Annotated in this window: 18 protein-coding genes; 13 read left to right on the top strand and 5 right to left on the bottom strand. The window is 27.9% G+C overall.

What is annotated here, in order from left to right; genetic code table 4:
* The first annotated feature begins 620 nt into the window (after positions 1 to 620).
* Positions 621 to 1,754 (top strand): trigger factor-related chaperone, encoded by a 1,134-nt coding sequence (locus EXC46_RS00325; protein WP_027333675.1) that lies wholly within the window; start codon positions 621 to 623, stop codon positions 1,752 to 1,754.
* A 43-nt stretch (positions 1,755 to 1,797) separates the two neighbouring features.
* Here the strand turns inward: EXC46_RS00325 and EXC46_RS00330 are convergent, their stop codons facing one another.
* On the bottom strand, positions 1,798 to 2,613 hold the full coding sequence (locus tag EXC46_RS00330; RefSeq protein WP_084262950.1) for an HAD-IIB family hydrolase: 816 nt from the start codon (positions 2,611 to 2,613) through the stop codon (positions 1,798 to 1,800).
* A 108-nt stretch (positions 2,614 to 2,721) separates the two neighbouring features.
* Between EXC46_RS00330 and EXC46_RS00335 the strand changes: the two genes are divergently transcribed.
* From EXC46_RS00335 to EXC46_RS00370, 8 genes are all read left to right on the top strand, one after another.
* Complete coding sequence (locus EXC46_RS00335; RefSeq protein WP_027333677.1) at positions 2,722 to 4,053, top strand: hypothetical protein; 1,332 nt, start codon at positions 2,722 to 2,724, stop codon at positions 4,051 to 4,053.
* A 192-nt stretch (positions 4,054 to 4,245) separates the two neighbouring features.
* Positions 4,246 to 5,880, top strand: a complete 1,635-nt coding sequence (locus tag EXC46_RS00340) for an ATP-binding cassette domain-containing protein (RefSeq protein WP_027333678.1) — start codon at positions 4,246 to 4,248, stop codon at positions 5,878 to 5,880.
* Positions 5,867 to 7,423 carry an ATP-binding cassette domain-containing protein gene (locus EXC46_RS00345; protein WP_027333679.1) on the top strand — a complete coding sequence of 519 codons (1,557 nt, stop codon included), beginning with the start codon at positions 5,867 to 5,869 and terminating at the stop codon, positions 7,421 to 7,423. The genes EXC46_RS00340 and EXC46_RS00345 overlap by 14 nt, the downstream gene beginning before the upstream one ends.
* Positions 7,424 to 7,734: 311 nt before the next feature.
* Complete coding sequence (locus EXC46_RS00350; protein ID WP_027333680.1) at positions 7,735 to 8,481, top strand: phosphotransferase; 747 nt, start codon at positions 7,735 to 7,737, stop codon at positions 8,479 to 8,481.
* 142 nt (positions 8,482 to 8,623) lie between these two features.
* Positions 8,624 to 8,872 carry a 30S ribosomal protein S16 gene (gene rpsP / locus EXC46_RS00355; RefSeq protein ID WP_027333681.1) on the top strand — a complete coding sequence of 83 codons (249 nt, stop codon included), beginning with the start codon at positions 8,624 to 8,626 and terminating at the stop codon, positions 8,870 to 8,872.
* The gene (trmD, locus tag EXC46_RS00360) at positions 8,872 to 9,555 is read left to right on the top strand and encodes a tRNA (guanosine(37)-N1)-methyltransferase TrmD (RefSeq protein ID WP_027333682.1); all 684 of its coding nucleotides are present in this window, start codon (positions 8,872 to 8,874) and stop codon (positions 9,553 to 9,555) included. Before rpsP ends, trmD begins: the two co-directional genes overlap by 1 nt.
* Positions 9,545 to 9,901 carry a 50S ribosomal protein L19 gene (gene rplS, locus EXC46_RS00365; RefSeq protein WP_027333683.1) on the top strand — a complete coding sequence of 119 codons (357 nt, stop codon included), beginning with the start codon at positions 9,545 to 9,547 and terminating at the stop codon, positions 9,899 to 9,901. Before trmD ends, rplS begins: the two co-directional genes overlap by 11 nt.
* A gap of 137 nt (positions 9,902 to 10,038) precedes the next feature.
* Positions 10,039 to 10,725, top strand: a complete 687-nt coding sequence (locus tag EXC46_RS00370) for a hypothetical protein (protein ID WP_027333684.1) — start codon at positions 10,039 to 10,041, stop codon at positions 10,723 to 10,725.
* Here EXC46_RS00370 and EXC46_RS03755 read toward each other — a convergent pair.
* The 4 genes from EXC46_RS03755 to tapR form a co-directional block, all read right to left on the bottom strand.
* Positions 10,708 to 11,730, bottom strand: a complete 1,023-nt coding sequence (locus tag EXC46_RS03755) for an SAM-dependent methyltransferase (RefSeq protein ID WP_027333685.1) — start codon at positions 11,728 to 11,730, stop codon at positions 10,708 to 10,710. The genes EXC46_RS00370 and EXC46_RS03755 overlap by 18 nt on opposite strands.
* A gap of 345 nt (positions 11,731 to 12,075) precedes the next feature.
* The gene (gene ligA, locus EXC46_RS00380; RefSeq protein WP_027333686.1) at positions 12,076 to 14,067 is read right to left on the bottom strand and encodes an NAD-dependent DNA ligase LigA; all 1,992 of its coding nucleotides are present in this window, start codon (positions 14,065 to 14,067) and stop codon (positions 12,076 to 12,078) included.
* Positions 14,068 to 14,174: 107 nt separating this feature from the next.
* Positions 14,175 to 15,410, bottom strand: a complete 1,236-nt coding sequence (gene tyrS, locus EXC46_RS00385; RefSeq protein WP_187468990.1) for a tyrosine--tRNA ligase — start codon at positions 15,408 to 15,410, stop codon at positions 14,175 to 14,177.
* Positions 15,407 to 15,991, bottom strand: a complete 585-nt coding sequence (gene tapR / locus EXC46_RS00390; protein ID WP_027333688.1) for a TyrS-associated PheT N-terminal domain-related protein TapR — start codon at positions 15,989 to 15,991, stop codon at positions 15,407 to 15,409. Before tapR ends, tyrS begins: the two co-directional genes overlap by 4 nt.
* Before the next feature lie 47 nt (positions 15,992 to 16,038).
* Between tapR and EXC46_RS00395 the strand changes: the two genes are divergently transcribed.
* The 4 genes from EXC46_RS00395 to tsaD are packed head-to-tail and all read left to right on the top strand — an operon-like array spanning position 16,039 to position 18,800.
* The gene (locus tag EXC46_RS00395; protein ID WP_027333689.1) at positions 16,039 to 16,899 is read left to right on the top strand and encodes a DegV family protein; all 861 of its coding nucleotides are present in this window, start codon (positions 16,039 to 16,041) and stop codon (positions 16,897 to 16,899) included.
* Positions 16,900 to 16,921: 22 nt separating this feature from the next.
* A complete protein-coding gene (gene tsaE / locus EXC46_RS00400; RefSeq protein ID WP_027333690.1) occupies positions 16,922 to 17,317 on the top strand; it encodes a tRNA (adenosine(37)-N6)-threonylcarbamoyltransferase complex ATPase subunit type 1 TsaE in 396 nt (131 codons plus the stop codon).
* Complete coding sequence (locus EXC46_RS00405; RefSeq protein ID WP_027333691.1) at positions 17,317 to 17,865, top strand: hypothetical protein; 549 nt, start codon at positions 17,317 to 17,319, stop codon at positions 17,863 to 17,865. Before tsaE ends, EXC46_RS00405 begins: the two co-directional genes overlap by 1 nt.
* Positions 17,865 to 18,800 (top strand): tRNA (adenosine(37)-N6)-threonylcarbamoyltransferase complex transferase subunit TsaD, encoded by a 936-nt coding sequence (tsaD, locus tag EXC46_RS00410; protein ID WP_027333692.1) that lies wholly within the window; start codon positions 17,865 to 17,867, stop codon positions 18,798 to 18,800. The genes EXC46_RS00405 and tsaD overlap by 1 nt, the downstream gene beginning before the upstream one ends.
* Positions 18,801 to 18,816: the final 16 nt, after the last annotated feature.

Genomic DNA, 18,816 nt, shown 5'->3' on the forward strand with positions numbered 1-18,816 from the left:
CGCCCAGCAATGGTTGCTTGTTATGACGGCTTTCGTATAAGTGATTAAATCACTCATTATTATACTAACACTTTTTAAAGGTTTTTTAACCTTAATTACTTTTTTGAGTTTATTTTGCTTGTCAGTCTAATTTAATTCCAGCAAATCATTTAATCATTGAGCGAACTCTTTAACATCTGTTACTTTTGAATGAATTTAGATTTGTTTTGCATTAAATTTCAGTTTTAAACCAGTAAGTCAGTTGAACCTTGTTGAGTTTTATCGACAAGCACATTATCTTTATTAAATTAATACAAAAGACATATTTTATATTGAACTTTTTTCTAAACAAGAAAAAATTCGTATGTAGCCAAGCCTAAGCGATCTATTTTTGATCCTGTAATTTAACAAATATGCTCAAAGTGCATTTTCGACAAAAGCAATAGTCCCGCTAAACTACTTTTTAGGTTAGAATTTTAATTATTCAGGACAACAAATTGTTTATTATTATAGTTGCGTTTCATAAATCTGTGGATTAATAAATCTTGTAAAAATAAGTTAGGTTAAGAATAGAAATAACTTACTTAAAATTTAAATGCGGAAAATGATAAAATTAATATATTAGTCAATTAAGGAGAAAGATGTTAAAAGAACAATTATTAGATTTTAACCTCGAAGGTGAAGAATGAATTAAAGCACAAAATGATGCTTTAAATTTCTTAAACCAAAAACACAAAGATAACCCTTCAGCAGTTAAACAAAGCATGATTTTAGAACTTGCTAAAAATGCATATATTGAAATGAAGAGAAACGAAATTTTTCAAGCAGATTTAGGGAAAGAAAACTTAATTTCCTTTGTTCCGCTTTTAGAAAAAGTAGAGTTTACAATTGATAAACTTCACTTCACTTTTAAGAAGTTTTACTTTGATTCATTTAATGAAGTGGAACTGGATTTTAAACCAAGTGCAGAATTTGAGTACGACAAAGATTATGAAAGCAAAATTGCTGAATTTATCGAATCTTTTGTTAAAAGTTATAAATTTTATATTGATGTTGATCGTGCAATTCAAAATGATGATATTGTTGTGCTAGATGCTAAAATTTCACAAAATGATCAAACAAGCGAACAAAAAATTCAAGTTAAAGCAAATGAAAATGCACAAACACCAGTGGAGAAAGAAATTTTAGGTCTTACTAAAGGAGATTCTAAAACAATTGAAAAAGATGGATTTAGATTGGAAGTTAAAGTCCTTCAAGTCAAAGAAGAAAAAAATATGCCAATTACAGATGAAACTGTGCATCTTTTAAATATGCCTGATGTGAAAACATTAGAAGATGCTAAAAAAGTTGTGCGCGAATCAACAGCAAATCAAATTTTTACAGATGCTCTTTTTGAGTATGGACAAAAAATCTTACAAGAAATTCAAGCAAAAAATCCAGTACTTGAAATACCAAATGAGTTACTTTTAAGCACACTTAAAGATCAAAATGTACCTGAAACAGAAAGAAAAGAAGTTCTCGAAGGTGCAAGAAAAATGATTTCACAATTCTTTTGATCTACAATTGTGCAAAAGAAAATGCACATTAGACCAAGTGATGATGAAATGAGAAGAGAAATCAAACTTGTACAAAGTTTTTTAAATGAGAAAGATCCAAACAAAATAGATTTAGGTAAAGTAGCATTTATTTTAACAATGAAAAAACTTGGACTTGCTTATCTTAAAAAATATGATGAAACAAACTACAAATTAGTTAATAAAATGGTTCAGTTATAAAAGAAAATCCGCTTATGCGGATTTTTTATTATGAAATTAAGAACTATTCTTCGATAAATTTTTCTAAATATTTAGCAAGACCTTGGTTGTTGCAATCATATTCTGTGACTTCGTCTGCTATTGATAAGACAGCATCAACAGAGTTTTTCATAGCAACTAATTTACCTATTTTACCTTTAGTAGAAGCGTCATTTAAAGAATCTCCAATATGGATTGCATTCATTGGATCAATCTCAAATCTGTTACAGAATCAAACTTCAGCATCACCTTTTGAAACATCTTTCTTGGTGATTTCAATAATATTGTTACGGCTACCACTTAAAGAAACTTCAATTTTATCTTGAAACTTGATTCTTAATTTTTGAGCAACCTTGTGTAATTTATTTTTAGATAAACATCACACAAGAGCTTTATAAACTGGAAAATCATTTTGAAATTCTTTATATGTATGTGCAGTAGCTTTACCAACATGCATTAACATTTTATAAAATTTATTTCTAACATATGTTTGTTCTTTAATATTTGAGTTAAAAATAACAAAACAGTTATTTTTACGAAGCTCTTTAAATACTTGAGCTACAACATCGTTAGGAATAATTTCTTTTTGTTCAACTTCACCATCGATAACGATTTGTGCGCCGTTTCACGCAATGTATGTATCGCTACCAAGTGAGTGAACTATTTCCTTGGTAGTTTCATTGACTCCACGTCCTGTTGAAACAACAACCGGGATTTGAGTACTCAATTTTTTTATAACTCTTTTAGTGTATTCTGAAGGTCTTTTTTGAAATCTATGTTCAGCACTTGCATCCATTGCTGTACCGTCTAAATCGATAAAAATAATCTTGGGTTTTTTCATATTTCTATTATAAAACATATAATGTAAATATTTTTATATTTGAATTAATATTTCTAAGAATTATTTATAATAAAAGAAATTAAGATTAATTTTAAAGGAAGGTTAAATATGGAAGGATGAAAAAGCGTTTTATCTTTTTTAACAGAGCATGAAAGAATATTTACCAGTGTAGGAATAGGTTTTATTTTTCTTGTTTTAATATTTGCTTTTTTGCTTGGACTTAAAACAAGCTGAAAAGGATCATTAGCTATTGCTATTTCAATTTATGTTGGATTTATTTTCAGTTTAATTCTTGTTATTATTTTAAATAAGACATTTTCACATTTGATTATTCGTAAAATTTTCCCAGAAAACGCGAATAATAATGAAAAATATCAAGAAGCATTTGAATCATTAAATAGTATATTTATTGGTATAGTATACCCTCTTTTTGCGATTTTGATTTCTTTTATTTTCTTTATCATAGGTTTAATTATTTCTGCTATCTTAAACAGTAGAGATAAATCAAAAAGACTCAAAGAAGCTTATCTTTCAGGCGGGCAAATCATTCGTAAAAAATCATTTTTAATTAGATTAATTTCTGGTTTTGGTTTAACTATAGCATTTCTTCCGAGTGCAGCTCTTGTGTCAAACGCAGCAACTCTTTATACTAAAAACGAATCACTTAATGGTTTTATTAATTTTGGTACAAGTATTGCAACTTTTGGACAAGGTACGTCAATTTCTGATGCAAGCAAAGCTTTAATTACATTGAATGAAATAGCTGAATCAACAAATGATGAATCATATAACGAATTTAAAAATCAAAGTTCAAATAAAAACGAATCAGAAAAAGAAACTACATCAAATCAAAATGATGGCACATCTAATACATCGACAAACACAACTGATAATAATGCAGGCTCAAACAGCGATACAAATACTACAACCACAGAAAACGGTAGCACAAACGAAAATAGTTCAGGAGCTACTATTGCTGAAACATATCCTATTTTAGCAAATAGAGATGAAAGTATTTTAAGATCATTGTTCATTATTAAGAGACTTTTAGACTCTAATCCAGATCAAAAATTAATTAATGCTTTTGTCGAAAACATAAATGTAGTAGCTTCAGTTATGTATCCACAGTACAAAGATGAGATTTTTTCAGATTCCAAATTAGATCAAGCAATCGACTTTTTAGAACGTTATGAAGAAAACATGGAAGAAGTTCTTAATGATCCTAATTTCTCTACAGAAGCAGCATCATACAAAGAAATAGTAGATTTTGTTAAATATGAAATCATTCAAGATAAACCGGAAGCATCTAAAACACTTTCAAAATTATTTGATGGTGTTGTGAAAAGTCTTGAAAACAGATCTTCCGAATCAAGTCGTCCAGTTAACACAGAAAAAATTAAACAAATTCAAAGTTTATTAATGAACATTTTAACAAAATAAAATACAAATTTCTAATTTCGCAGAACCTAAAAGGTTCTGTGTTTTTTATACTGAATTTTTCAAACCAAACTTAAATTAACAATAAGGAAACCGAGGCGAAAGAACCACTTTCAATTAGCTTTTTTTTTTTTTTTTTTGAAGTAGAGAATTTTGTAAAATTTAAAAAAATAAAAAACAAAAAAGGAGAAAACAATGAAAATCAAATTGCGACATCACTGGTTTTCTTTTGTTTTTATATTAGCTTTTTCGGCTCTAGTTTTTGCTTTTAATTTTTTAGAAGTTAGAGCATTAAATAGTTTTTTAAAAACATTACAAGAAAGCAGTGTTAATTTCGAAAAAGCCAAGGGGTCATTAATACTTTTTTTAATAATTACTGCCGCCGCCGGACTACTTTTATTTTTAAATAGCTTGTTTAGGACTATATTTAAGCATTTTTTATCAAAATTTGCTTTTAAACAAGTTGTTAGGAAATTTCTTTCTCAACACATAGCTAAAATTGAATATGGACAGAAAGAAGAAAAAATAGTAGCCGTAGCAAGAGCTTCTGACACTCTAATTGATAAATTTTACGATAATATTCTTACATTTTGAATACAAATAGTTTCAATTATAGGTGTAGTTGTTTCGTTAGGAATTTTAAATCCTATTGTGCTATCTTATTTAATCCCTCTAATCATTTTAGTGCTACTTGCACCAGTTTTAGCTCAAGTTAAATCTCAAGAAGTTGGAAAATTAAGTTCAGAGATTATTATTGAACCCGAAAATGTGACATCAAAATTGGTTCAAAATCTTTATTCTTATGCTAACAAAAACGATTTGACTGCACTAGAAGCTAAATATATTGAGAAAATGGATCAATTAGTAGTAAAAAGAATTGGACGTTTTGCTAATAAATATGCAATGCTATTCTTTTTGCGACATTCATTTAGTGCTATATTTTACACATTAAACATTTTTATCACATTCGTTTTAGCAATCTTTGCTCCTGAGTATATGGCAATTAGCTTTTTAGCTACTTTTGTTTCAAATATTCCAACACTGAAGAATAATGTTTCGATTGCAATTAACTTATTCTTCAATATGGTAATGGGTAAAATGGAGTTTGATAAGTATATTAAATCATTTAAGATCTCAAATGAACAAATTAATAATCTACCAAACTTTCAAGGCTCAAAGAAATCTCCAAAACATTTTGAAAAATTAAGATTAACTAAAGTTACAATTTTAGATAACCAGCTTGATAGCACAATTTTAAAAGAGGTTAATTTTGAATTAAATAAAAACGAAAAAATCTTGATATTTGGAGAAAGTGGAAGTGGGAAAAGCACTTTTGTAAATCATTTGCTTGGTTTACTTCCTTTTAAAGATCAACAAAGTATATCTATTAATGACGATCCAGAGCAAAACCATCTTGCAGAATTTGCGTTTCCTGTTTGAGAAAAAAGTGAGTTTATCACAGGAACTTTATTAGAGAATTTAACTTTATTTGATTCTGCAAAAGAACCAGAAACCAAAGTTTTAATGGAAAAATTCAAGTTAAAAGATATTAATTTACAAGAGAATGTTAATATCCATAACCTACAATATTCACAAGGACAAATGCAACGAATGGCATTAATTCGTGCTTTTAATTCAGACCAAGATATCTTAATTCTAGATGAAGCAATAAGCAACATTGATAAAAAGAATGTAGAACCTGTTTTAAAACACATTTTTGAAAGCGACAAAACAATAATCATGATTTCACATAACATCGATCCAGAGATACACTCTAATTTCACTAGAATTTATGAAGTTAGAGACGGAGGACTTTATGAGGTGAGATAAACTAATTTGAAAAGACAAAAAAATGTTTTTTACAACAATACTTTTACGTATTGTTACCTCAATTTTTAATGCTTTAGGACTTTGATTCTTTTTTAAGGCATTAGAATCTTTAAGTCAAACAAACAGCGACATTAAACAAAGTCTTTTTTATATTCTTGGATTTTTACTAGTGCAAATTTTAGATATAGCGCTTGAAATTCAAAATCAAAAGAGATTTTTAAAGCTTATTTATCTAACTCAAAATAACTTAAGAATTTCATTTATGGAAAAATACAAAGAGTTTCACCCCCGTGAATTTCAAACTCGTAAGCCAGAAATATTTCTGAATAATTTAGAAACTGATTCGATGTATTTAGCTCAATATTCGCTTGTTTATGTAGTATTTTTCGGAAGCTTCTTTAATCTAATTGCATTTTCATTCTTATACGCTTATTTATCTTGAGCAATAATTCTTTTACTTTGAGGAATTTCAATTGTTAAGTTACTTTTAAACTTTTTAGGAATGATGTTAAGAGCGAAAAAGAACGTTCAAATTGTGTCTTTACGCGAATCTAGATATGTGAAAGTTTCTAACTTCATTAGAAATGCATTTGCTTTCTTATTTGGAAATAGAACAGAATTAATTGTCTCAATTATTGCTAATGATGTAAATCAAAACTATAGAAGAAAGCTCGGTTATAACTTGACAAAGGATTTGATTGATTTTGTCTCTCTTTTGATCGAAGTGCTTCAAGTTGTGATTTGTTTTGTTGTTGGTTTTACATTGTTTTATAACAATAAAATAGATTTAGCTATTTTAATACTTTTCTTAAGTAACTTTAAAAGCTTTGATGACAACTTCCAATTTCTTCTTTCGATGGTTGAAGGGGTGTCCACAATTAGACAATATAACAAAAAAGTTAATAACTTCTTTAATCAATTTGAAAAAGGAAAACTTGTACCACAAGTAGAATTTGCATCTCTTAAAGTGTCAAATTTAAACTTCAAATATGATAATAAAACAATCTTTGATAATTTCGATTATCTTTTAGAAAAGGGTAAAAAATACCTAGTTATAGGCGAAAGTGGAAGCGGGAAAACCACTCTTATTAACATTTTGAATAACAATATTTATAATTACACTGGTGATGTTTTCTTAAATGATTACAAAATTCAAAAAGAAGATAATTTATCTGCTAACATTGGTTTTCTAACTTCTGCAATTACTTTACCAAGCGAAATTGATTCAGATTTTTGAGATCTTGAAAACAATAAGGCGCTTGCTGAAATTTTCGAAATTGATTTTATTGATTTTAATAAAACAACTAAAACAGATAATTTATCTTTAGGTCAAAAACAAAGAATTTTATTATTTGATCTCTTTAAACACCAAAGATCACTTTATATTCTGGATGAATCATTAAGCAACATTGATAAAAGCCGTAGATATAAAATGCTTGATAAATTACTCGAAAGCGACAAAACAATACTCTTAATTTCTCACCACATACCAAACCATATTCATCATCAATTTGATCATATTTTAGATTTAAACCACAAATAGTTGTCCAAAAAAGTTAATAAAACTTGCTGCTTTTTGATTCAAGGAGCAGTATTTTTATTTTCTTTATTTTAAACATAAAATCTTTAGGTTACATTTTTAGTTGATACTACTAATAGAAACAATAATAATACTATAGATTAATATATTCTTACTTATTAAGATTTTTCTTTTTTATGAATTAAGAAATCTTTAAATCGTTTCTTTCTAATGCTCGTGACTTTGTAATAATCGATTTTAGTTAGCTAACTTTTGATTAAATAAAATAATTAAGTAATATAATTTACTTACTAAAAATTAACGAGGTAGCGAGTATGAAAACTAAAATTACAATTGGACACACAAATAACTCTTATAAAGACAATAATGTTTTTTTTCAAGAAAAAAAACAAAATGAATTTAATCACAAATTAGATTATAGCCTTCTCGAAGAATTCGATTTTGTACCTAAATTAATTCATAATGATGATAATTCAGTTTCATGAGAATGAATTGATAGCAAACCACTTGAATTCACAAATGATATTCTTATTCAAATAGCAAATAATTTCAAAACCTTACATGATTCAAATTTAGATTTTCCAAAGAGAAACATCGCTTCTCGCGTCAAAACATATCGTAAAATTCTAAAAGAAAAAAACATTAATATTGATGTTTTAAATGAATATTTCAAAAGAATTAATTTAATACTTAAAAATAGCGAAAATAATAGACCCTTACACAATGATTTATATGCTGCAAATATTTTAGTGGACAAAAACAACAAAGTTTATTTTATCGACTGAGAATATGCTTCAATGGGTGATAAACACTTTGATTTAGCTTACTTTATTTGTGGTAGTTTTTTAACAAAAGAACAAGAAGAAGTGTTTTTAAATGCTTATGATACATATTGAGAAGAATATTTAATTCAGCAAAAAATTCTTGTCTACTACCTTGTTATTTTATGAGTCAATGCACAAGAAGTTAAACCTTTTGATGATATGCCTTCAATTCTTAAACTTAAAGAAACAGTTAAAGAATACGAATACAAAAAAGCAAATAATTTATTTAGAAGATAATACATAAGGAGAGCTCGCTTAAAGTTGCTCTTTTTTATATAAAAAAATTAAAATAAAATAACGTTTTCTCAATTTTTCTTTATAATATATACACTATGTGTAAAGCACTACTGCTTGACACCTAAATTTAAAAGGAGAAAAAATGGTAAAAATTAGATTAAAAAGAATGGGAAGCAAATTTAGACCTGTTTACAAAATCGTTGCTGCTGATGCTAGAGCACCACGTGACGGTAAATTTATCGAAGCACTTGGACACTACAATCCATCTACAAAAGAACTTGTTTTAAACAAAGAACAAACTGCAAAATGACTTAAAGAAGGTGCACAACCAACTGTAACTGTGGCTAACTTATTCAGAGCAAACAAATTAACTGAAGAACTTAAAAAATAATGAGAATCAACTTTCTAACCTTATTCCCGAATTATTATGAGCCATTTATCAATGAAAGTATTATTGATAAAGCAAGACAAAAAGGGCTTATAGAGTTTGAAATTATTGATTTTAGAGATTTTAGTACTAATAAACATCACAAAGTTGATGACGAGATTTATGGTGGCGGACACGGTTTGCTTTTACAAGTGGAACCAATTGATCTAGCTTTAGAGTCTCTAAAAGACAAAGCAGGAATTAAAATTCTTGTTTCGCCTCAAGGTAAAAAATTTACACAAGAAATAGCTCAAGAATTAGCTTCATACAAAGAAATCACATTTATTTCAGGTCGTTATGAAGGTTTTGATGAAAGAGTTGTTGAACTAGTTGATTTAGAATTATCTATTGGAGACTATGTTTTAACAGGTGGTGAATTACCTTCAATGGTTATGGCAGATGCCATAATTAGATTGTTACCCGGAGTAATTAAGGAAGAATCACATCAATATGATTCATTCCAAGGGATAGGTTTACTTGATTATCCTCAGTACACTAGACCAAGAGAATATAAAGGAATGAAAGTTCCAGAAGTTCTATTTAGTGGAAATCATAAGGAAATACAAGAATGAAAAGATAAGGCGCAATGAGAAAAAACTCTCAAAAATCGCCCAGACATCATTGAAAGGATTAAAAATGAGAAATAGATTATTAGAAGTTGTTGAAAAGTCACAATTACGTTCAGACTTACCAGAGTTCCAAACAGGAGATAACGTTAAAGTTCACGTTCGTATTCGTGAAGGTGAAAAAGAACGTATCCAAATTTTCGAGGGATTAGTTATCTCTAAAAAAGAATCAGGAACAAGAGAATCATTTACAGTTAGAAAAATGTCATATGGAATTGGTGTTGAAAGAACTTTCCCAGTTAATTCACCATTAATTGCACACATCGAAGTTGTTCGTTCAAACAAAGTACGTAGAAAAAGATTATTCTTCATGAGAGACCGTAAAGGTAAAAGTGCTCGTCTTAAAGAAATCAAAAGAACAAAATAATTTTTCTTCCATTATCTTCAAAAAGAAACCGATGCTTAAATATGTTCAGTCATTATTTTGCATTGGTTTATTTTTTTATTTTAAAAATCATAATTTGTATAATTTATATATAAAAGAATAAATTTAAAGGAATTTATATGAAATATACATTAAAAGATTACGATTTAGTTTTAAAAGAATTAATAGAAGAATTAAAAAAAGATGGTATTAACTTAACAAAACATAATAATGATGGAAGAATTAACTCTATTTATAATGAAGAAGAGGTTATCAAAGAAATATTAAGAATTTATAAAAACATACCTATATTCAAAGAAAAAGCTTTGAGTATTGAAAAGCAACCAAGACCTAGATGATGATATGATATTTTAATCAAGGATAATCAAAACAATTTTTATTGTCCTATTAATATTAAAATAAGTGATTTTTCTAATTCGGCATCAGATAATATTAGTTCTAAAGAAGGTTTATATTTCTCTTTAACTGGTACATCTAACGAAACTATTATAAATTGAAGTAAATATTTCCAATCATTAAGTGAAAATATAAAAGAAACTAATACAGATTATTTCTTTATTGTTTTCAATAAAAATGATAGAAGAGATATTATATTTAACTCTATGAGAAGGTTAAAAAAACTAACTCCAAACGGAAATAATTTACCTTTTCAGTGCAAATGAATAGAAAACAGAGAAATAGAAACAAGAACATTTCAAGAAGCTAAAGAGTTTTTAATCAACAATTTATATAAGTCAATAAAAAAACGAGCCCAAATTAAAGAAGAATTTGAGACCGTTTTTATAAATTTAGACGAGAGCACTTAATATACTTTGTGAAAAATGAAATCTGCCATCTCTTAATATTCCCATTTTTTCTCAATTAATTGTATTTAATTTTTTGACAATATTTAAAGCATTACCTTTATCACAATTAACAAATAAGCATAAAACAGAAGCGTCATAATTAATAAATTCATTTTTATTTTGATATTCTAGAATATAAAATGGATTTTTACTTCTGGTTTTACAATTGACAAAAATTTGATAAGTAAATCTTTTAGGAGGTTTAGGAACGGGTCTAATTCATTTTTTTGGTTCATAAACAATATTTTTTAATTTTTTGGTTCTTTCTGTAGAAGAAATCACAAATGGTACATTGCCATTTCTGATATTTGAATTAAAACCCGAAGCTCCGCCGACTTTAATAATAATTTCTTCTATCAACTCTGGTTTTTCTCCAAATAAAATTTTTCCATTAGAAAAAAAGTAATTAATTTTATCTTTATGATTTATTGTTTTTATTATCTTGATAATGGCAGTAGGTACAGATGCGTTTTCTCAAATATTTTCAGGCACCATCTCAAAATGAGTTATAGAGAAATTATTATAAATAATTTCGTTGAGTTTTTTAGAACTAGAATTTGTAAAAACAGATGCCGGAACTATTCAAATTAATTCTCCATTTTCATTTAATTCATTAAGTGCTTTTTCTAAAAAATAAAGATATAAATTAGGTTTGTAAATTAATACAGAATTTTCCGGCTTATCTGTTATGTTTTTAAAATCTACATAAGGAGGATTGCCAATATTAATATCTGGATGATAATTAGTATCAAAATATGAAGCTATAACGGCATTTTTGTGAGCGATTTTTTCATCTATTTCTACACCTATTACATTTTCATATTTTTTTATTAATTTTTTATAAAAATTTCCCGAACCCGAGCTAGGTTCTAAAACTAAATTAGGTTTTTTTATAGAAATTAAATTGATCATTTTATCAACAATAAAATCAGGAGTAAACACTTGGCCTAAAAATTTTTTATTCATATCCTACCCCCTTTTTTTTAAAAAAATTTCATAATATTGCGTTCAATTACTTTCATTTTTTTCATCAGATATATTATTGAATTAAACACAAAATTAATAAAAAGAAACATAAATAGTTAATTTCGAAAAATTATATTTATGTTTCGTAACCTGAAACTACAAAATAATTATAGCATCAAAGTTTTTATAAGTTTTTAACTCTCTAAAATTTTATTTTTTTATGAAAATTTGTATATTTTTAAAATTAAAAACATCAAAAAACTCATTTAATTAATGCAAATAAATTGCTAACAGTCTAATGTTCAAACAATTAATTTTATCTAAATGCTTATTCCTAAATAGAATTTATTTTGGTGTTAATAATTTATTTAGTTCTTCTTCATTAATAACATTGACGCCTATTTTTTGAGCTTTGTCAAGTTTACTTCCGGCATTTTCTCCAGCTAGAAGATAATTTACATTTTTAGAAACAGCACTTGCAACTTTACCGCCGTTTTGCTCAATTAGATTTTTAAAGTAATCTCTGGTTTTAGACAGTGTTCCTGTAATTACAAAGACTAAACCAGAAAACAATTCACTTTCGTTTTTCTTGTTTTGTTTATAAACTAAAACTTCGTCTAATCTTACTAATATTTCTTGATTTTTTGGATTTGAGACATATTCACGTAGTGAATCAATTATTTTTGGGCCAATTGTGTTAATTTCACTTAAGGTTTCAAAATCTAGATTAATTAAATCAGAGAGTTTATTAATTTTTTGAGCAATTATTTCAGCAATTTGTGCACCAATATGTTTTATACCTAATGCAAAAAGGGCTTTGTATAAGAAAATTTCTTTTGAAGCTTCAATGCTATTTAAAATGTTATCTGTTTTTTTCTCTTTATAACTTGGTAACTGAATAATTTGATCTTTATATTTAAAAAGTTCAAAGACACTCGGAATATCACTTAAAAATCCAAGTTCAAAGAATGTGCGAATATTTGATTCACCAAGAGTTAAAATATTCATTGCTGGACGAGAAACAAAGTGAATCAAGTTTTTAATTTGTTTTTCACTACATTCATCGTTCATACAAAATTGATCAACATTATCATCTATTTCAATAAGTAAGCTACCGCAACTAACGCAATTTAAAACTTTTGGAAAGATAGAGTTAGAATTTTTCTTAACCAAACCGATAATTTTAGGAATGATTTCGCCACTTTTTATTACTTTAACTTCGTCACCTAAATTAATATTCATAGTGTCAATAAAATCATAATTATGTAATGTCGCATTACGTACTATTGTTTGATTTAAGGAAACTGGTTCTAATTCTGCTACGTAAGTAATTTTGCCAGTACGGCCAACTGTTGTTTTAATATTTATAATTGTTGAAATTGCTTCTTCAGTTTCGTATTTAAAAGCAATTGCGTATCTTGGAAATTTAGCTGTTGCTCCTAAACTATCTCACATAGTTACATTGTCTAGTTTAATAACAAAACCATCACAATCAAATTCAAAGTTATTTTTGATCGCTTTAAATTCTTCTATTTTCCTTAAGATAAATTCACGATCGGAAGAAATAAAAGAATAAGGATTAACATTAAAGTGATTCTTTTTTAAGAAATCAAGTGCTTCTTTTTGGGTTTTTAAATTGTGCTCAATCGGACTTACAATATCATATAAAATAGCATCAAGTTTTCTTTCTTTTACTATTTCAGGATCAAGTTGTCTTAACGTCCCGCTTGCCGCATTTCTTGGGTTAGCAAATGTTTTTTGATCTTTTGCAGCTAGCTGCTTATTAAGCTCTTCAAAACGGGTTTTTGGTAAGAAAACTTCTCCACGAATTTCTATTTTAGAAAGATAATTAATTTTTTTGGGAATAGTTTGAATTTGATAAATATTTTCAGTGACATCTTCTCCAATTACACCATCTCCTCTTGTAACAGCTTTTTCTAAAACACCATTATTATAGTGAAGCGCAATTGATAAACCGTCAATTTTTGGCTCAAGGCTATAGCTTAAATTATTATCATTTAAAGCTTTAGATGTGTTATCAAAGAATCTACCCACTTCATCTAAACTATAAGCTTTAGCAAGCGAAAGCATTGGTTTTTCATGAGTGTATTTAGCGAATTTATTTTCAGCAAAACCGCCAACACTCAATGTCGGCGAATTAGCCAAGATAAAACGAGGAAACTGTTTTTCCAACTCTTCTAATTCAAGGAGCGCTTCGTCATACTCCTGGTCGCTAACAGAAGGGTTATTTTCGACGTAGTATTCCTTGTTTCATTTGTTGATTAAGTTAGTGAGTGATTCGATCTTTTTTTGAATTTTCTCTTGTTGTGATGACATAGTAATTTAATTATAAACACAAATTTTATTTTGTTAATAAAGTCCTTTCTTTTTGATTAAAAATAGGACTAAAAAAGCACAACTACTAATGTTGTGCTCTCTGTAGATTATTTAATTTTAATGCAGTAAACGTTTTTCTTACCAACATGCAAGATTGCATACTTGTTTTCAAATAAATCTGATTGTAAATTAAAGTCTTCAGTAATTGGATTACCATTAATTTTTATTGATTTATTTTGCAAGAATTCTCTAGCTTCTCTTTTTGATTGAACGATTTTCTTTTCAATTAATTGTTCAATTAAATTTTGGTTTTGAGCAAGTTCGTAAGTGATAATTTGTTTTGCAATTTGTTCAATATCTTCAAGTGAGTAAGAATCAAAGTTGACATTTTTATTGAATAAAAGTTCAGAAATTTTTTGAGCTAAATTAGCTTCTTTTTCGCCATGAATTTGTTTAATAACTTCATGAGCAAGCTCTTTTTGAGCTAATCTCAGTTGTGGCTGCTCTTCGTGCTTATCTAAAATTAATCTAATTCTAGCGATACTTAAGAAAGTTAATTGTTTAAGCAACTTTTCCATCTCGCTATCTGGTTGATTTACTAAAAATTGATACATTGAGTAAGGTTTGGTTAATTCTTTATCTAATCAAAGATTTCCTCCACCAGTTGATTTACCAAATTTATTTCCATTTGAATCAGTAAGTAAATTACTTGTTAAAGCAACGGCTTTATGGTTATCTCCAAAAATTGTAGAAATCATTTCTAAACCTGTAGTAAGGTTTCCTCATTGATCTGATCCACCTAATTGAACACATACATTTTTTTCTTTATAAAGTGTTAAAAAGTCTCACCCTTGGATTAAATTATATGAAAATTCTGTAAAACTAAGACCATTATCAATTCTAGTTGCAATACTATCTTTCGCAAGTAAGTAAGAAATATTGACAAGTTTTCCTACATCACGTAAGAAGGTTAAAATGTTCATATCTTTATAAAATTCATAGTTATCAATTACTTCGAGACCAAATGATTCAAGTTGCTTTTTGATCTTGTTCTTGTTATTTAAAAGTGTTTCGTTATCTAATAATTTTCTTTCAGCTGCTTTAAAAGATGGATCACCAATCATACCGGTTGCACCACCTAAAATAGCGTAGACTTTTCAACCGTGATTTTTAAAACGAATTAAGTTAGCAATTTGAATGTAGTTACCAAGGTGTAAACTTGTAGCTGTTGGGTCAAAACCAATGTAGACACCTTCTTCTTTAGTAAGTGAATTGAACTTATCTTCGTTACTTATTTGTTTAAGTATTCCTCTTGCTTTTAAATCATTAAGTACGTTCATTATAATTTAAATTCCTTCCCTAAATCGGTTTCATTACCAAAAATTAAGCCTTCTTGATTTTTACCAAGTGTTTTATAACTTACAATCATTCCGTCGCTTTTTTCATCCATAACCTTACCTGGAATAATTTTTTCTCCGCTAGCTACAGTAGCACCAGGAAGGGCTATTACTAACACTTTGCCTTCGGTTGAATCTAAAGTGTTTGTGACAATTTGTCTAACTTCATTTGCTTGCTCGTTTTCCATCACATTTAAGATGAATAATTTATCACTTTTTGGATGTTTTTCTCTCTTTGTGATTTTAACAAATTTGAATTGAGGCACCACGTTTATTTGTAATCCTTGTTTATTTACAAAGTCAATTATTAATGCTTCTTGTTTATCATTAAGCACGAAAAAACCTTCGTTTTCTTCTAATTGAAAAAGCTCTGGTTTGAGTATATTGATTGAGCCAACTTGATTTTTGTCATCATAAAAAATAACTGCTTCATCAGTTACTTTTTCATTCTTTGCATCGATCATTGAGTTGCAAAAAACTATTGAAATATTCTTAAAATGTTTGTTCAAATTACTAGCTACTAACATGATATTAATTATATCTTAAATTGGGTATTTTGTAATATAATAAAACTATGAAAAAAATAGCTATTGTAATAGATTCTTCCTCAGGATTAACAGAAAAAGAAGTTCAACAAAAAGGTTGATTTTTCTTACCTTTATTAGTTTTTATTGATGATAAAAAATTCCAAGATGGCGTTGATTTAGACGCGCAAAATTTATTTGATCATTTTACAATTAACTCAGATTCTGCTAAAACATCAGCTACTCCAATTGGGATAGTTGAAGAAAAGTTCAAGAGCCTTTCAAAAGAGTATGATGATGTTATTGTATTCCCTATTTCAATGGAGCTTTCAAGTCAATTTAGTATCTTAAAAACTGTTGCTGAAAAATATCCAAACATACATATTGTTAAATCAATTTACATAGCAGCTTTAATTCCTTTAAAAGTGATCGAATGTTTAGAATATATTGAAAATGGACTTACTGTCGAACAAGCTATTAAAAAAGTTGAAGAGTGAAGTGAAGATTGAAAAATAACTTTAATGCCTAAATACAACGATTATTTAGTCAAAGGCGGACGTTTACATCCTGCTGCAGCAACAATTGCTAAACTACTTAAAATCGTACCTATGATTTCTTTTTATAAAGGGCAACTTTTAAAAGAGTCAAAAGGTAGAGTTTTCCAAAAAACTGTTTTAAACTCAATTGATGAAAAATTCAAAGGTGAGCGTAACTTATCTAAATTTGATTGTATTTTACTTCATTCAAATAATCCTGAAATTGATTTTTTTGCAGATTATATTAAAGAAAAATACAAAATTAACCCAATAATCAAAAACATCCCAAATGTTGTATCAATTCATACAGGACCTGAAGCAGTAGTTGTAATTAAGGTGCCTAAACTATCACAAAAACAGAGAGAATTGTTTTAAGAACAATTTTTATTTTTTACTTATGAAACAAATTAAGACAAACAAAATAGAAGATTTAGCTTCTTTTCTTGATGATATTTTTCCACTTATCAAAGCTAAAAAAATTATCTTATTAGAAGGTGATTTAGGAGCTGGGAAAACTACTTTTGTGAAACTTTTAGCTCGCAAAATAGGGATTAAAGATAGAATAACTTCTCCAAGTTTTTCTTATATGAAAACTTATGATGGTCTAGTACATATTGACTTGTATAACTACCGCGGTGATATAGAAGAATTTATGGATTATTTTGATGATAATATCGTAGCAATTGAATGATCAAACTTACTAAAAAGTTTGCCATTCGAAAGTTATTTAAAAATTAATGCAAAACTTTTAGAAAATGATTTTCACGAGTTTGAAATAATTGAGGAGAAATAATGAACATTTATTTAGACACTGCTACAGAGGATTTTGTTCTTTTTCTTTTTAATGATAAATTCGAAATTATAGATAAAATAATTCTCAAAGGATATCGCAAAAAAGTCGAACTAATTACTAATGAATACTACAATATTTTAACTCGTAATAATTTACAAACAGTGGATCTAGCTGCTTTTTACACCAATATTGGGCCTGGTTTTTTCACAGGTGTTCGTTCATCGCTAGTTTTTTTTAGAGCTATAGCTATGGTACTTAATAAAAAAATCTTTTATTGCAATACCTTTGCTATTTTAGAAAAGCAAACAAATGATGAAGACCTTTTTTTAGATGCTCAAGGTAATAAACAATATTTTTATAAAAGATCTAGCTCTTCTATAGCTAACGAAAAAACAATAAAAGTAATAGATGCTGCAAAACAATCGCACAAAATAGATTTTGAGCAGATGGCAGCTAATTTTCCTTCTTACAAAGATATTTTTCAAACTGATGAATTATTAAAGATTGAACCTTTATACATCAAAAAACCGCAAATAGGAGGCAAGTAATGAGAATTTTAGGTATTGAAACTTCTCATGATGACACTTCAATTGCTTTGTTAGAAGACGGTAAAGTGTTAGATATGTGAACTATTTCACAAATTGATATATTTAAGGAATTTGGCGGTACAATTCCTGAGATAGCATCAAGAGAGCACGTGAAAAATATTGCGATCATCCAAAAATTATTATTAGAAAAATACGACCTTAACACCATTGATTATATAGCTTATACCAAAGAGCCTGGATTAATCGGAACCTTGCAAATAGGTTATCTTTTTGCGATGGGTCTATCTTTTGCAATTAACAAACCTGTTATACCAGTTAACCATTTACATGGTCATTTTCTCTCTTCGACTCTTACAGAAAAAATAGAATTTCCAGCTTTATGTTTACTTGTAAGTGGCGGTCATACACAATTGATTTATGCTAAAAGTGAACAAGATATTGAAATAGTAGGAGAAACATTGGATGATGCTGTAGGAGAAGCTTTTGACAAAGTTTCTTCGCGCCTAAATTTAGGTTTCCCGGGCGGACCAATTATTGATAAATTAGCAGAAGAATACACAGGTAGTTATATTCAATTTACAAAACCAAAAACTGAAGAAGAACTAGATTTTTCATTTAGCGGACTTAAAACACAAGTTTTAAATTTCGTCAATAAAGCAAATATGAAAGGTGAAGCTGTGGATAGAATTCAACTTGCAGTAAGTTTTCAAAAAACTGCAGTTGAATATCTTATTGAAAAAACAAGTGTAGCTATTGAAAGATATCCTGAAATTAAAACTTTAGTGCTAGGTGGCGGAGTTTCTGCTAACAAAGAATTAAGAAGAAAGTTTTTAACTTTGTTTCCAAACACAATTATTCCTTCACTAAAATATGCAACAGACAATGGAGCAATGATTGCACAAGCAGCTTTTTTAAGTTTTCCGGGCAAAAAATAATGCGAGTGATAAATTA

It is taken from the genome of Mycoplasmopsis glycophila (genome assembly GCF_900660605.1).
Lineage (GTDB): Bacteria > Bacillota_I > Bacilli_A > Mycoplasmatales > Metamycoplasmataceae > Mycoplasmopsis > Mycoplasmopsis glycophila.